Here is a 15311-nt window from a genome sequence, read left to right as displayed (position 1 = left end):
CGCCCCAACCGTGCTCCTTGGGAGGCTGGTAAAAGAGAGGCGGGCCACCGCGCGATGCGCGGCGGCCCGCCGAGGTCAGGTCGCGGTTCAGAACCGCGGACAGGGTGATTCTAGTTGACCACGCCCACCCTGATGTCAGCCTGACGCGCTTCATCGTACGCGTCGAGAGCTTCCCGCTTCCACCGGATCGTCTCGGGGTCGATCGCCCCACTCAAGATCTTGGGAGCGGATCCTTGACCACCAGGACCACCGAAGCTGTAGATCTCCATGAGCAGCAGGTCGAGCTCGGAGCCCGGCACCGGGAAGTGAATCGGCGTGTTGACCACCAGGTCTCCCCAGCCACGATCGTCGAAGAACTCGGTGCCGTACTCGTAGTGCCAAACCTCCATGCGCTTGTCGTACTTGAGCGCTTCCCAAAGATCGGTGCAGGCACCCGTGAAGGGATCCCGCGGCACGCAGCGAGCCGTCTGGTCACCAGCCGTGGTCACGGGCGGCAGCCCGCCGTTCATCACCCGGTACTTGTTCACGATGTCCGCGGCACCCTGCATGTTGCCCGTCCGGAAGAGAGCCTCGGCCATGATGAAGTCGAGCTCCTTGACCGGGAATACGCCGTTCGTGCCGACGTAGTTGAGCAGGCGAACCGGGTACCACCGGTTGTCCGAGTAGTTGGAGAAGTGATACGTGCCACGCTCGACCCGGAACTGATTGCCCGGGAGGTAGCGCAAGTAAGTACCGTCGGTCGTGGGGTCTCCACTGGTGAGACGTAGATCGTCGGTATCGATCGGGAACGGCGTGCGCAACTCGACGTCGCTGAGGTTGCTCCACGCCTGGAAGCCACCGCTCTGGTCGGCGGGTCCGAGCATCTGCAGGTCCACACGCGCCCAAGTGGCGTTGGCGCCCGCGTGCACCTTCAGCCGGTCCCAAAAAGGGTTCACGTCGTCGTGGACCACGTTGAAGTCCACGGTATGCGCCGCATTCACCTCGGCCATCACCGCGTTCCAATCGACCGCGGCACGCTCGGCTTCGGTACGCGCGACTTCGATCATCACTTTCGCTTTGTAGCCGTGCGCGATCTGCGCCAAGCGTGTGTTGCTCCAGGAGCCATCGTCACCGACCCAGCGCGACGGGATCGTGAAGGAGCCCGAACCCGCCAGTTGGATGGCTTTGTCGAACTTGGCCATGGCAGCGGCCTGGACTTCCGTGTACGGAGCCAACTGCGGCAGGGCGTTCGGGTCATCGAGAACCGTGTTCTCGTCGATGATGAACGCCTGGTCGAACGTCTTTGCCAGGCGCGCCAAGGCGAGCGCCTGGACCAACGCGCCGAACGCCTGGCCGCGCTGGTTGTCGGCACCGCCCGCTCCCAGGTCGACTCCGCCTTCGATGGCCAGAAGGCCGTCGCGGACGCCGGAGATAGCCCTGAAGCTGTCGCGCCAAGTGTTACGCGTGACGTACGCGTAGCTCGCCGAAGGATCGTTGTTATACGCGATTCTGGGCTCGGAGCTCATCTCGCGCATCGCGAAGTTACCCCAGGACGAGGAGTGCGCGTCGGCCATCGTGCTCATCGTGATGCCGACGTTGCTGTAGTGCCCCGCCGTCCACCAGCTCGCGAACGAGCCGGAGATGAGCGCCTCCACGTCCGTGGGAGTGGAGATCGCGCGCTCGCGGTCCGGATCGTTGAGGTTCACCACGTCAAGGTTTCCGCATGCCGCCGCGCTTGCCGCGATCACCACCACAGCAAAAAATCCATATGGCCTCATGTCGGCCTCCTAGAAGAACAGTTCGAGAACCGCCGTAACCGTACGGAAGTTCGGATATTGGTACGCGTCTGCACCACTGATGATGCCACCCACCTCGGGATCGTAGCCCTGGTAGTCGGTCCACGTGAAGACGTTGCGCCCCGTCAGCGAAATCGCGGCCGACTCGAGGCCCAAGCCTCCGCCGAGCCGCTCGAGAAGCGAGCGGTCGAGCGTGTAGCGCAGCGCGACCTCGCGCAGCTTGATGTACGTGCCGTCTTCGACGTAGTGGTTGTTGTCGGCGTTGACGTTGTAAAGGTCCGAGTAGTAGCCCACGGGCTTCTTGTTGCCGTCCGTCTTAGCGGATTGATCGGCCTCGCCGTGCCGCCACTCGCGCATCGCCCACTGGCGCGTGCCGTTGTACTTGTCGGCCCCGAACTCACCGTCGAAGAGCACGTTCACCTGCAGGTTGCCCACGCGGATCGTGTTGCCCCAGTTGAGGTTGAAGTCCGGCACCGAGCTACCGAGGCGCAGGAACTCGAGTCCGTTCTCGTCGGCCTCCTTGATCGGCCGGCCCCACTTCTCGCCGTTCGGACCCGTGGTTCCCCACAGACCCTTGGCGATGCCGTCGGTGTAGCTGTTGCCGGCACCGACGTAGACGAAGTAGCCGTCGTCGTTGGTCTGGAACTGTGAGCAGTCGGTGCCGTCGGGCATGCCGGCGCAGTTGGACGCCCAGCGATCCCCGTAGAACGTGCCTAGGGACTCACCCTCGCGGATGTAGGTAGCGCTGAACTCGTCCGTGCCGCGATACGCGGGACGGTTGAGGAACGTGATTTCCTGTCTGGTGCGGTCCCAGTTCACCCGCGTGGTCCAACTCATGTCCGGACGGTCGATGACCGCCGCCTCGAGCGTGCCCTCGAACGTAGTGCTCTCGAGCGTACCGGCGTTCTGCCACTGGGATGAGAAGCCGCCGCTCCTAGCCGAAAGCGGCACGTTGAGAAGCTGATCCTCGATCTTGTTCTGGACGTATACGGCGGTGAGCGCGTACTTGCCGTAGAACACCGTCTCGAAACCCCACTCCTGCTCGGTCGAGAGCTCAGGCTTGAGCTGGGTGTTGCCGAGCGTCCGCGGCGTGATCACGCCAGCCGACACCCTGTACGTCTCGTACTGGGCCTCGAAACGCGGACGACCGCCGGCCGTCCCGATCGAGTACCGGAACTTGAACTCGTCGATCGCGTCGATCGGCCACCAGTCTTCCTGCGCCAGGCGCCACGCCGCGGACGCACGGAAGTACGTCTGCCAGCGCTCCTTCGGGCCGAACAGCGAGCTGCCGTCACGGCGGACCAGGAAGTCACCCATGTACTTGCCCTGGTAGTCGAGCGCGCTGATGAAGAAGTACCCCTGCGACACGACGTCGCTGATTTCCGAAAAACCACTCGTGCCACCGGCGATGTTGTCCAAGGAAAAGACGTTGCCGACCGTGAAGTCGTCACCGGTGACGTCGTACCTCTCGCTGTGCTGGTCCTCGAGCAGATAGCGGATCTTGGTGCGCGAGGTGAGGTCACCGAACGCGCGGTTGAACGAAGCCGTGATCGACGCGTTGATGTCGTTGTCCAGGTCGTTCCGACGATACAATTGACCCTTGTCACGGACGATGTCGTCGTTGGGACCCTCCTGCGAGTTCGCGTAGTTCAGCGGCGTGATGTTGAGCCGGTGGAAGTCGAACCGGTCGACGCTGTAGTTGGCTTCGAGGTCGAACCACGACGCCGGGGACCAGCGCGCGTCCACCGCAGCCATGAAGCGCTGACGGTCGTCGTTCCGGTCGAGGTTCTCGATCGGGTAGAGCGGGTTGTCCTGGTTGGAACGCGGGTCCGGGTTGATGAAGAGGCAGCCGCCCAGCTTCTTGGCGAGCCGGCACTGCTGGTCGTTCGGGTTCCGCTTCGCGAGATCGATCTGCGGGCCCATGAACGTGATGTTGAAGAACGCGTTACCCAAGGACTCGTCCTGGTGCGACTTCACGTAGTACGTGTTCAACGCGATGTCGAAGTTGTCGCGAACCTGGTGATCCAGGTTGAGGCGGAACGTGCGCCGGTCGAAGCCGTCGTTCCCTTGGATGACACCAGCTTCTGCGCTGTTGGAGAACGACGCGCGATAGTTCGTCACACCCGTGCGGCCTTCGACAGCAATGTAGTTGGTGTAGGACCGACCGGGATCGAAGAAACGATCGAGCTGGTCGTAGAGCGTACCCGTGTAGGGGTTGTCCTGGAACGCGGTGTCGGGCGTACCACCGTCGTCGAGCGTCGGATTACCCGTGCTCGGGTCGTTGAAGTCGATGATGTTGCCGTCCGAATCGAGGTAGTTCCCCGACGCGTCCTGCTTGAAGGGGTGCTCCAGCGACAGGTCGATCCTGCCCACGAGGCTCCCCTCGCCATACTCGTTGCGCACGGTGATGCGCGACTGGTCGATGCGCAGGCCCGCACCGCGACGCGTCCGGATGTTGATCACGCCGTTCGATGCGCGTGAGCCGTAGAGCGAGGCCGCCGCGGCGCCCTTCACGATCTCGATCGACTCGACGTCGAGCGCGTCGATGTCCGCCATCGTATTGTCGGTGATGACACCGTCGATGATCACCAACGGTCCGTTACTCCGGGTACTACCGGAAGTGTTGATCGACGTCGGTCCACGCAGCATGATCTGCGACGCGTCGCCCGGCTTGCCGCCGCTACTCTGGACCTTCACGCCCGCGATCTTGCCTTGAAGAAGGGCATCGGCCGACGGCGCCGGCACGGGCATGTCCGTGAAGTCCAGCTTCTCCACCGTGAACGGCAGCTTGATGCGCGGCGTCGCACCTGCCACGCCGGTCACCACGAGCTCCTGCAGACGCAGGGCTGTGGCGTTCAACTGAATCTCCACTGTGGTCGTCTGACCCGCGGTCACCGTAATAGTCTCGGTGCCCGAGGAGTAGCCGATTATCTCGGTGCGCAGCTCGTGCGCGCCGGTCGGCACGTTGAGGATGAGGAACCGACCCTGCCGGTTCGACAGTCCGCCCATGTTCAGGGCAGGAATGTAGACCTGGGCTGTTTCCAGGGTGCGACCGCTCGTGGCGTCGACGACGGTACCGGCGATGGTACCGGTCGCCTGCGCTTGCGCGGGCGCGGCCGAGACAGCGCAGACCAGCGCCGCCCCTGCCAAAATCGGAATGCACTTACCCCAAAGTTTCATCGGGTGCCTCCTCGGGGGTTGGGAAGAGCGCGTCGGGTAATCTAAAGACCCACCGCGCACGAAAAACGCCCTGGCCCTCGTGGGCCGGACGCCAAATACCACGACAATCCCTCGGCCTTTCGCGGCCGACGGTTCGATCACGTTCTGAGCCTGTCGGAGGGTTTCGAACGGAAAAGGCTTCAATAGCTCAACTCCGGGCAACGGGTACTACCGGGGCTCCCGCCCCCACACCACCCAACACACCACCCAAAGGAGCCTTACTTCTTGACCAGAACACTCCTGGTAGGCGAAAATTCGGGGCGCACCGCACGAAAGTCAAGCGTCGATTAGCCATGTCGCCACGGTGGCTTTCGTCGTTCGGTACGATCTTGCCACGATCGTGCTTGAGGCGTGACCCGAGCTTGAGCTAGTTTGATCGGGCGGACGGGGTTGGCATTCCGCTTGCATCGGTCCCGGACAGATACTCATTCCGACGGAATCCGCACTGATGGCGAGAGCAAGGCCGAAGACCGAGACGAACCCGGGCGGAGGCGCAAAGGCCCTGCTCGGCAAGCTGTGGTTCCCCCGAGCCTACCTCATGGGTGGTGTCTTCCTGACCGCCGGCGCGACAGGCGGAATCTGGGGCTCCTGGCAGAACATATGCGCCGGCGACGGATGCCCCTCCATCGCTCGGATCCGAACGTTCGAGCTCGAGCAGACGAGCAAGCTGCTCTCGTTCGACGGCCGACAGATCGCCGAGATCGGTTACGAGCGCCGCTCACCGGTCTCGATCCACGCCATGCCCGAGTACGTGCCACACGCGGTGGTCGCGATCGAGGACAAGCGCTTTTACGAGCACGGAGGCTTCGATCCCATCGGCATCGCGCGCGCGGCGTTCGGCGTGCTCACGTTCCGCAACCTCGGTGGCGGCTCCACCATCACGCAGCAGCTCGCGCGCAACCTCTTCGACGAAATCGGCTTCGAACGGCGGTACATTCGCAAGATCAAGGAAGTGCAGGTCGCGCGCGACCTGGAGCGCTCCTATACGAAGGACCAGATCCTGGAGGCGTACCTGAACGAGATCTACATGGGACGCGGGTACGGCTTCCAAAACGCGGCGCAAAACTATCTCGGTAAGAACGTCACCGACCTGAACGTCGCCGAGGCTGCACTACTGGCGGCGATCCTGAACGTGCCTGCGCGTTTCGACCCGTTCCGGCATCCCGAGCGCGCGAAGGGTCGGCGCGACCTCGTGCTGACACGAATGGCCGACGAGGGCTACCTCACGGTGGACGAGGCCGAGCGCTGGAAGCGCTTCCCACTGCCCGATACGGCGCCGTCAGGGACCGTGACGTCCGTCGCACCCTACTTCGAGGAGTGGGTGCGTCAGATCCTGCACGATCGCTTCGGTGCCGAGATCTACCGGAGGGGCCTGCGCGTCTTCACCACGCTCGACATCGACATGCAGCGGGCCGCGCGAGCCTCGATGGAGGAAGGGTGGGCGGCCATCGAGGGGGACAGCGACTTCAAGCACCCCCATTTCTCGGCGTTCGATACCGTGCGGGCCTTCCCGGGCTCGACGCCATACCTGCAGGGCGCTTTCGTCGCTCTCGATCCGGTCACGGGGCACGTGAAAGCGCTGATCGGCGGTCGCGACTACCAGCAGTCCCAGTTCGACCGGGCCCGGCTCGCCCAGCGGCAGGCGGGCTCCTCCTTCAAGCCGTTCGTATACACGGCGGCGATCGCGAGCGGGATTCCGGCGTCGTACGTCATCGTCGACTCGCCGGTGGTATACCCCCAGGTGAGCGGCCAAGACTGGCGGCCCTCGAACTTCGTCCCTGAGTTCAAGGGGCCGATGACGATCCGCGAAGGGCTGGTCAACTCGGTGAACATGATCGCCATCAAGCTCGGCTGGGAAGAAGTGGGCATCGAGACCGTCGCGCAGACCGCGCGCCGTATGGGGATCCGGACCGAGATCGAGCGCTTCCCGTCGACGACGATCGGAGCCGCGGAGGTCATCCAGCTCCAGGTCGTGGAGGCGTATTCCACCTATCCGAACCTCGGGACCAAGGTTCGGCCCTTCCCCATCATTCGCGTCGAGGACTCGCAAGGGAACGTGCTCTGGGAGCCACAACCCGAGCGGACGCAGGTTCTCGACAGCCTCGTCGCGCGGATCATGATCTCGATGCTCGAAGACGTGGTGGTGCGTGGGACAGGAGCCCGGGCTGTTCGGGTCGTAGGCGGTCTTCCTTCCAACGTTCGAGCGGCGGGGAAGACCGGCACGACCAACGACGGCACCGACGTCTGGTTCAATGGCTTCACACCGACTTTGGTCGCGACTGTGTGGTTCGGCATGGACCGCCCGGTCCCGATCTTCGAGTTGGGCCCGGGCAAGCGCCAGGCCACAGGGGGCGGGCTCGCCGGGCCAGTCTGGGGTGCATTCATGCGGCGCGTGTACATCGGCGTCGAGGGCGACGAGGAGAAGGGAGTGGAGGCTCAGCCTCCTCTGCTGCCGGTTCCGGAGGGTTGGCCGGTCGTCTCGGGGCTGAACACCGTTCTCGTAGATCGAAAGACCGGAAAGCTCGCTTCGCGCTGGTGCGACGAAGCGAATCAGTACCTCGAGTACTACATCCCGGGTACGGAGCCCACCGAGTTCTGCGACCGGTCGGACAGGCGCTTCAGGGTTCCTCGAATCCGCCGGTAGCTCACCGGTAACTCAAAGCGAGACCACGCCGTGTTCGTCGACCCGGTGAGATACGAGCCGGCGTAACTCGGGGCCTTCGCCGACTTCACCCACCGTCACGGCACGGCGTACCACTTCCTCGCCCGTGCGTGCGCCCTCGGCGTCCCTGGCGTGCACGGTCGCGAGCAGGTCGCCGGTGGACACCTCGTCACCCGGCTGCACGCGCATGTGGAAGCCGACGCTCAGATCCGGCTTCCGATCCATGTGTGTGCGCCCGCCGCCGAGCGCGACAACCCCGTCCCCGAGCATCCTCGGCGCGACCTGGAGAACGGTGCCCCCGGTCGCCGCCACCACGTCGATTCTCTCGGAAGCGGTCTCGAGTCGCTCCGGAGCATCGATCACGCGGGTATCTCCGCCCTGGGCTTCCACGAGGCGGACCAGCCGCTCGAGCGCGGCCCCTGAGTCGAGAGCCGACTCGACACGCGACAGGGCTGCTTGCTCAGCGAGCGTCGGCTCCGCGAGCCGCAGCATCTCGACGGCCAGGAGTCGCACGATCGCACGGAGGTCGGCCGGCCCCTCGCCCCTGAGGCACAGGATCGCCTCGGCCGTCTCGAGGGCATTGCCGATCGCGCACCCGAGCGGGCGGTCCATCGCGGTGAGTAGCGCCACGGTGGGTAGACCGCGCCCCACACCGATACAGACCATCGTCTGCGCGAGCTCGAGCGCCCGATCCTCTTCCGGAATGAACGCTCCCGCGCCGACCTTGACGTCGAGCACCAGCCCGGTCAGTCCTTCCGCGAGTTTTTTACTCATGATGCTCGCGGCGATCAGCGGACGGATCGGGACCGTCCCTGTCACGTCCCGCAGTGCGTAAAGACGCCGGTCGAGCGGAGCCATCTCGGCGGTCTGCCCGATCATCGCACAACCGACTTCTCGCAGGACGCGCTGGAATTCGTCCAGCGACAGGTCGGTCCGAAATCCCGGGATCGCCTCGAGCTTGTCGAGCGTGCCCGCGGTGTGGCCCAAACCGCGGCCCGACATCATCGGCACGAAGATGCCCAGCGCGGCGACCAGAGGAGCGAGTGCGATGGAAACCTTGTCGCCAACGCCACCCGTGGAGTGCTTGTCGATGCGAGGACCCGCCAGGTGGCTCAGGTCCAGCACGGTCCCCGACTCGAGCATGGCGCGCACGAAGACCTCGGTTTCTTCCGCGTCGAAGCCCTGATGGAATGCAGCCATCAAGAAGGCGGACATCTGGTAGTCCTGGACCGAGCCTTCGAGGAAGGCACGCAGGAAGGCCTCGAGGGTTCTCCCGTCTATCGCACCGCCATCGCGCTTCTGTTCGATGACCCTGCTCGGGATCATTCTCCTAGCCGGCGAAGCGCTTCCTGGCCCCTTCGATCGCGTCGTCGACCTTGCCTTTCACGTCGTCGGCGAGGTCGTCCCAGTGGTCGGTCGCGGAATCGCGGAGGGTGACGGCAGTCTTCTGGATGCGCCGGCGCGTGCGGCGGCCCGACTGCGGAGCTGCGAGCAGAGCAACGCCGGCGCCAATGACTGCTCCGAGCAGCAGTCCCGAAATGAAGTTGATGACCTGCGTCTCGTGATCGTATTCCATGTTCCCCTCCGGTCAGCACACGCGCGTTGTTGTTGTATAATAGCGCGGTGGGGGTCCGTACCGTACGGAGTCAACCCTGTCGGGCAAGATTAGGCGGCGAAGACAACCTAAGCACTGTGTAGCCAAAGTCTTTTCGCTTTCCGGACCTTGGCAATGACGGATGAGGGTGAAGCGGTCCAGACGAATGACCTGGGGTGTTCGTTTCTGCGATCGATGTAGCGGGTGATGGTCTCGATCAGTTGAGCGACGCTTGTCACGGCGAGGCGCTTCAGCTGGCGAGTCGTGAGTTCGCTGAAGAAGCGCTCAACGAGATTCAGCCAGGAATTCCTGATGCCGATGTCGGGGCATGCATTCGTGGAGGGCCTCGCCCGTGACCACGTCCAGAGCCGCGAAGAGGGTCGTGGTACCGTGACGTTTGTAGTCATGTGACCGACGCCCAGAGGCCATGAACGATCACGGGGAGGCCCGCGAAAGACAGTAAGCAAAGACAGTTAGCGAAGGTACGGGCGGCTCGAAGCGTATGCGAAGCGAGCCAGACGGCCTTCTCCGGCATCGGGGACCAGCCTCGAGGGCGTCCGAAGTCCGCAGCACTGCAGAGTTCCTGTCGTCGGATCCCCAAACTAGGTTGCGGACATGTCGATCGCGATGCTGGAGGATGAGCTGCGGCGCGTGAGGGTGCAGGGCGGACTTCACCGAGAGGCTTGCTCACAGAGCGTGGCGACGCTGATCTCGAAGACGCTACCGGAGGGGACACGTCCGACTGAGCCCCGATCGTCGCAGAGAACGCCCGAACTGCTGAGCCTACTGCAGGAGCTCCATCACCCGCTCACGAAGGGCTATGACGCGGGCTAGGCCGGCGGAGTTCTGGGGCAACCACCGCTGGCCCTCACTCCAGGCCAACGTGACCAACTCGCGGGCACCCCCCAGGTCGAGACCGGCGGGGCGACCGGCCTCCAGACGTTCGATGTAGTACTCGAACACGAACTCCGTGACGCCCGGTCCCACCTCGTCGTCCGCACTCGCTGCCCGGACGCTGTCGGCGGTTGCCGCGAATTTGACGGCGAGGTAGCCGTCCTGAAGGAACTGGTCCGCGTGCTTCTGATGCGCGGGTCCATCGCCGACCATACGCCTCAGCGCCACGAACACGGCCACGCGGTGTAGTTCCTGCGCCTGAAGAAACGTGCCCATGTACCCGCTGGGCTCGTTGAACGCCTCCGGATGATAGGAATAAGCCAGGTACATCCAGCGGGCGCCGATGATGAAAGTCGACCCAATCGCACGGTCCAAACCTGGGTACTCTCCCCGCGACATTGCATCACCTTGGAGCGCGATCGCCGACTCGCCCACGTCCCACCAGGCCTGGGCTACTTCCACAGGCACCGCCGCAGGCGGGCCGAGGCGCAGGTAGTGCTGCGCACCGAGGCTTGCCATCCAGCGGCGGGCGTTGAAACACGGGTCCGGGTCCGATTGCCAGCACACCAGTCCGAGCCCTTCGGTCGCGGCCTTGAACGGCGCGAGGACGCGAAGGAGATTGGATTCGGTCCGGTCAGCGTAGTAAGCAGCCAGCCCGGTCCGTATCGCACCTCCCGAGTAATCCAACACTTGGACAGGAAGCGCGACGTCCGGCATCCAGTCCTCGTCGGACCCCTCCAGTGACCATTCGGGCATCGCAAGCGGGACCTGGAGCGCTCTCGGGTCGATGGCCCGCAAGGCCTCCGCCGTGAGGCCGGTGGGCCACCCGGACGTTCCGAGCGCGTCGATCCAATACTCTCGATCGCCGTCACCGACCCTCCCCCCAGGCTGGAAGGGTGGGCCCCCAAACAAACCATTAGGCTCCAAGGTCTCGATGTATGCCGCGATGTCTCGACTCGTCGTACTGTCTACGTGGCCCAGGCTTCGCCGGATCACGTCGAAGCGCGAGAAACCGAAGGCCGCGAGATCGTAACCGTCGCGACTGGCGTGACACTGCGCGCATTCCTGGAGGAACGCGATGTGCCCCGCGGCCGGATCGCCAAGCCCGTCGTACAGTGCGGAGGGCTCCGGCACGGTCACGGCTGGCTCGCAACCCGCGAGCGCGGCCATGAGGACGATGACGATCGCGGACCACCGTCCGAGAGCGATCTCGTCCCTCCTGGTTGGGCGCGGCTGACGTGTACGGCTGCGGCTCTTCATTTCTCAACTGCCGGTAGCTGGTGGCGGCTCGACCCGTGGATAACTTCGCTACGTTACGTCGCTTGCGCAAAGCTGATCAATCCCGTGGGCACACGAACCTCATCCACCACGCGCTCGTACGTGTGGGGCTCATGGTTCAGGTGTCACGGGATTCCCGGCGTTGGCGCGGTCCACACTTTGGTCCGCACACCAATCCAAGATCGGCCTAAGTCGTTGTTCTCCAAGACTTTGCAATTGCCGCATGCTTGTTGTATATTAGCCCCGCCAAGCACCAGTAACGAGACGGGAGGACGATGGACGCACCGGCCACGACGCCGCGGGAAATCGCGGTTCCGGTCTCGATCTTCGGTTCGCTCCGTAGCGAGCTCGAGAAGGAGGCGGGGGCGCTACCGACGATCCACGCGCTTCACCACGCCGGTTACGAAGCTGGTTCGGCTGCGGCGGCCTCCTTCGCAGTGGGTGGCGACGTCAGGAACATGGGGCAGTCGGCGTTCTGGGCCCGGCTCTCGGAGTTCTTCTCCCGTAGGGGCTGGGGAAGGCTCGAGCAGAGCGGTGAGCACGCCGGCATTGCCCTTCTCTCCAGCCCAGACTGGGCCGAGGCTTCACCCGATGCACGCGAACCGGAAGCGAGTTGTTGCTTCACTACGGGGTTCCTGTCCGGCCTGCTCTCCGAGCTGGCGGGAGGCCCGGTGGCGGTTCTGGAAGTCGACTGCCGCGCGCGGGGCGACGAGCAGTGCTGCTTCGCGTTCGGATCCGAAGTCGCGATCCACGACCTCTATGGCCATTTGCTCGATGGGACCGATCTGGAAGGCGCGCTCGCCGCGTTGTAGCCGGTGCGTGCGCTCGGTATCGACTACGGTCTAAGAAGGATCGGACTGGCTTTGAGTGACCCGACCGGTACGATCGCGTCCCCGCTCGAGACGCTCGTGCGCCGAGCAGGCAAGCGTCCGCCGATCACGAAACTCGAGACGATCGCGCGGGAGCGGGACGTTGAGCACCTCGTCGTCGGGCTGCCCCTCAGCCTCGACGGTAATGAGACCGAGTGGTGCGGGGAGGTGCGCTCCGTAGGGGAGCGACTCGCCGAACGCCTTTCCCTGGAGGTGTCGTTCGTGGACGAGCGCATGACGTCGGTGCGAGCTGAACGCGCGGTCCGGGCTTCGGGCCTGCCGAAGCGTAAGCGTGAGGACAAGCGCCGCATCGATGCGGCAGCCGCCCAGTTGATCTTGCAGGCCTGGCTCGACCAGCGGACCGTGTCACAATGAGCCTGAAGAGAGTCGCCACTTCCGCCGCGGTCGCGTGCGCGTTCGCGCTGGGCGCGTGCGGCGGCGAGCCAGGCGAGCCGGTTCGGATCACGGTCCCGCAGGGGGCTACGCTCTCCGAGGTTGCGGATACCCTCGTCGCGCGCGGCGTGATTCGAGCCCAGCGCATGTTCGAGCTGTACGCCCGCTTCCGCGAGGACGACCGGCGCATCAAATCGGGCATGTACGAGCTGCCGACGTCCAGTTCGTGGAGTGACGTGCTCGAGCACCTCACGCTGGGCACGGTCCTGACACGGCCCGTCACGATTCCGGAGGGCTTCCGCCTGCGCCAGATGGCGCCGCGGATCGCGGAGATCACAGGCATAGCAGTTGATTCCGTCGTCGCGCTCATGGAGACTGCCGGCATCGCGCAGCGGCTGGGAGTCCCGGGGCCCGGCGCCGAAGGGTACCTCTTCCCGGATACGTACCGCTTTGCTCCCGGTGTTTCGGTGGAATCGGTACTCAGAGCGATGGTGGAGCGGTACGAAGCGGTCTGGACCGAGGACCGGCGCGCCCGCCTCGCGGAGCTCGAGATGTCCGAAGCGGAGCTCGTCACGCTGGCGTCGATCGTTCAGGCAGAGGCTCGCGACGTGGGAGAGATGCCCAGCATCTCTTCGGTCTATCACAACCGGCTGCGTGACGGGTGGCTGCTGCAGGCTGACCCCACGGTGCTCTACGCCCTGGGAGGCCCACGCTCACGACTGCTGTACGCCGCGATCGATTCCGTCGCCGACAGCCCGTACAACACCTACACACAGCCGGGTCTTCCGCCCGGGCCGATCGGGGCACCAGGCGAGGACGCGATCGACGCTGCACTTCACCCCACCGACGAGGACTTCATGTACTTCGTCGCCCGACCCGACGGTTCACACCACTTCACTCGGACGCTCGGGGAGCACAACCGGGCGACGGCCGACGCCCGCCGCGAGTGGGACCGCATCGGGCCGGGCTGGTAACAGCCTGTTAGGCCCGTGACGAGCACGCCCGAGTCACGCACACTCCGGCAGGCGCTTCGCGTGCTCGTGGTCGTGGAGGCCGGACTCGCCGCGCCCCGATCGATAGTAGAGGTCGTCCAGGCTGCGCTCGCCGGCGGCGCTCGTGCGATACAGTTGCGCAACAAGGGTACCACCGCACGTGAACTCGTGGCCGCCGGCGAACGACTGGCTCCACTCGTGCGCCAAGCCGGCGCGTTGTTCTTCATCAACGACCGGCTCGACGTCGCGCTCACTTTGGAGGCGGACGGAGTGCACGTGGGCCCCGACGACCTACCCGTGGCTGCCGTCCGTGCCACTGCTCCGAAGGGATTCTTGATCGGGCGGTCCGCCGACGACCCGCGGGTCGCGCGGCGCTCGGTCGCGGACGGGGCGGACTACATCGGATGCGGGACCGTCTTTCCCACCTCGACCAAGCCGGACACCGGGGACGTCATCGGCGTGGAAGGGCTACGCCGGGTGGTCGGAGCAGTACCTGTGCCCGTAGTGGGAATCGGCGGAGTCACGGTCGAGAGGATCCGCGACGTCGCACGGACCGGGGCAGCCGGAGTGGCGGTGGTCAGCGCGGTGATGCGCGCCTCCGACCCGGCGTCGGTCGTGCGTTCGATGCTGCAGCGCTTCGGCGAAGCGCAGCCGTGAGCTACCTCCGCCGGTACCAGTCCTCGCGCATCAGCCGAAAATGCATCAGGAAGCTGATCTTGCCAGCTCCCGTACCCGTCGGGTGCACACCGTCGGCCTGGTAGTCCTGCCGCTGATAACACACGCCGCCGCCGTTGGTCCTAGCAGTCGGGCACGGCGGAGCCCACAGATACGCGCCCCATCCGTGCCACACGCCGTCCGCGAGCGGATTGTCGGCCAGCCAGCTATTCAGCGCGTGCCCTTCTTCGTAGCTCAGTGGCTCGCCGCGCCCCGGAGTCGACGCGAAACCGCCATAGCTCCGAGACGACGTGTACACCGCCTGAACGCTCGGGAAGAACCGCGGCACGCGCGCGGAGAAACGCGTGAGGTTCTCATAGAACGCATCGTAGTCGGATCCCACATGCGGATATTCCGGCAACGGGGTGCCGTCCTCGAGAGTGGTGTACTGGTTGGCGGCCTTGTGGTAGATGACACGAATCTGCTCCGGCCGCAGGCCGATGAGCCTCAGCCCCAGCTTGCACAGCTCCCAGAGCGTCTCGTCGTACTCGGGATCGTTCCAGTGCTCGATGGCGTGTCCTTCTCGCCCGCAGTTCATCACGCGCACCTCGAACGAGACGTCAAAGATCCAGTACGAAGTGATGCGCGCGATGAAGTCCCCGCACTCCTGCCGGGCGTTGCTCATGCCGAGACAGACCACACCGATGACGCCGTCGACCGGAGTCACGTCCGGCGCACCGTTGTCGGTGAGCCGTAGCCACAGCCCCTTGTACTTGCCAGGCGTATGCACCCCGTCGTCGCCGCGGTCGATCGGGAAGGGCGTCGTCACGTCAAGACCGGGAGGAGACCCGTCCGAGGGGTTGGGGTCGAGACCCGAGTCACACGCCGCCAGCGCGCACGCCGAGAGGAGCGCCACTCCCCAGCGCGTCGAGCGGGAGAGCATGCCGATCTCAGTAGGTGCGGTTGGACGGTTCGAGAACA

At 64.9% G+C, this 15311-nt stretch carries 11 protein-coding genes; 5 read left to right on the top strand and 6 right to left on the bottom strand.

Annotated elements, in window-relative coordinates; translation table 11 throughout:
• Positions 1 to 110: 110 nt before the first annotated feature.
• Positions 111 to 1757, bottom strand: coding sequence for a hypothetical protein (locus IIB36_14500; GenBank protein MCH7532950.1), 1647 nt, complete (start codon positions 1755 to 1757; stop codon positions 111 to 113).
• 9 nt (positions 1758 to 1766) lie between these two features.
• Positions 1767 to 4955, bottom strand: a complete 3189-nt coding sequence (locus IIB36_14495; GenBank protein ID MCH7532949.1) for a SusC/RagA family TonB-linked outer membrane protein — start codon at positions 4953 to 4955, stop codon at positions 1767 to 1769.
• Positions 4956 to 5442: 487 nt separating this feature from the next.
• Here IIB36_14495 and IIB36_14490 point away from each other — a divergent pair, with 487 nt between their 5' ends.
• Positions 5443 to 7638, top strand: coding sequence for a PBP1A family penicillin-binding protein (locus IIB36_14490; protein MCH7532948.1), 2196 nt, complete (start codon positions 5443 to 5445; stop codon positions 7636 to 7638).
• 12 nt (positions 7639 to 7650) lie between these two features.
• Here the strand turns inward: IIB36_14490 and IIB36_14485 are convergent, their stop codons facing one another.
• From IIB36_14485 to IIB36_14475, 3 genes are all read right to left on the bottom strand, one after another.
• Positions 7651 to 8982 (bottom strand): thymidine phosphorylase, encoded by a 1332-nt coding sequence (locus IIB36_14485; protein ID MCH7532947.1) that lies wholly within the window; start codon positions 8980 to 8982, stop codon positions 7651 to 7653.
• 4 nt (positions 8983 to 8986) lie between these two features.
• The gene (locus IIB36_14480; GenBank protein MCH7532946.1) at positions 8987 to 9232 is read right to left on the bottom strand and encodes a YtxH domain-containing protein; all 246 of its coding nucleotides are present in this window, start codon (positions 9230 to 9232) and stop codon (positions 8987 to 8989) included.
• 801 nt (positions 9233 to 10033) lie between these two features.
• On the bottom strand, positions 10034 to 11404 hold the full coding sequence (locus IIB36_14475; protein ID MCH7532945.1) for a hypothetical protein: 1371 nt from the start codon (positions 11402 to 11404) through the stop codon (positions 10034 to 10036).
• A 293-nt stretch (positions 11405 to 11697) separates the two neighbouring features.
• Between IIB36_14475 and IIB36_14470 the strand changes: the two genes are divergently transcribed.
• Genes IIB36_14470 through thiE form a run of 4 tightly spaced genes read left to right on the top strand, consistent with a single transcriptional unit; the run spans position 11698 to position 14333 of the window.
• On the top strand, positions 11698 to 12234 hold the full coding sequence (locus IIB36_14470; GenBank protein MCH7532944.1) for a hypothetical protein: 537 nt from the start codon (positions 11698 to 11700) through the stop codon (positions 12232 to 12234).
• A gap of 3 nt (positions 12235 to 12237) precedes the next feature.
• Complete coding sequence (gene ruvX, locus IIB36_14465; protein MCH7532943.1) at positions 12238 to 12666, top strand: Holliday junction resolvase RuvX; 429 nt, start codon at positions 12238 to 12240, stop codon at positions 12664 to 12666.
• Positions 12663 to 13658 carry an endolytic transglycosylase MltG gene (gene mltG / locus IIB36_14460; GenBank protein MCH7532942.1) on the top strand — a complete coding sequence of 332 codons (996 nt, stop codon included), beginning with the start codon at positions 12663 to 12665 and terminating at the stop codon, positions 13656 to 13658. Before ruvX ends, mltG begins: the two co-directional genes overlap by 4 nt.
• A gap of 15 nt (positions 13659 to 13673) precedes the next feature.
• Complete coding sequence (gene thiE, locus IIB36_14455; protein ID MCH7532941.1) at positions 13674 to 14333, top strand: thiamine phosphate synthase; 660 nt, start codon at positions 13674 to 13676, stop codon at positions 14331 to 14333.
• 1 nt (position 14334) lies between these two features.
• Here thiE and IIB36_14450 read toward each other — a convergent pair whose 3' ends face one another.
• Positions 14335 to 15273, bottom strand: a complete 939-nt coding sequence (locus IIB36_14450; protein ID MCH7532940.1) for a hypothetical protein — start codon at positions 15271 to 15273, stop codon at positions 14335 to 14337.
• Positions 15274 to 15311 lie beyond the last annotated feature (38 nt).

The organism is Gemmatimonadota bacterium (genome assembly GCA_022560615.1).
Lineage (GTDB): Bacteria > Gemmatimonadota > Gemmatimonadetes > Longimicrobiales > Gaopeijiaceae > UBA1138.
The sequence above is the reverse complement of the archived record's forward strand: the minus strand, read 5'-3'. Positions and strand labels throughout refer to the sequence as shown.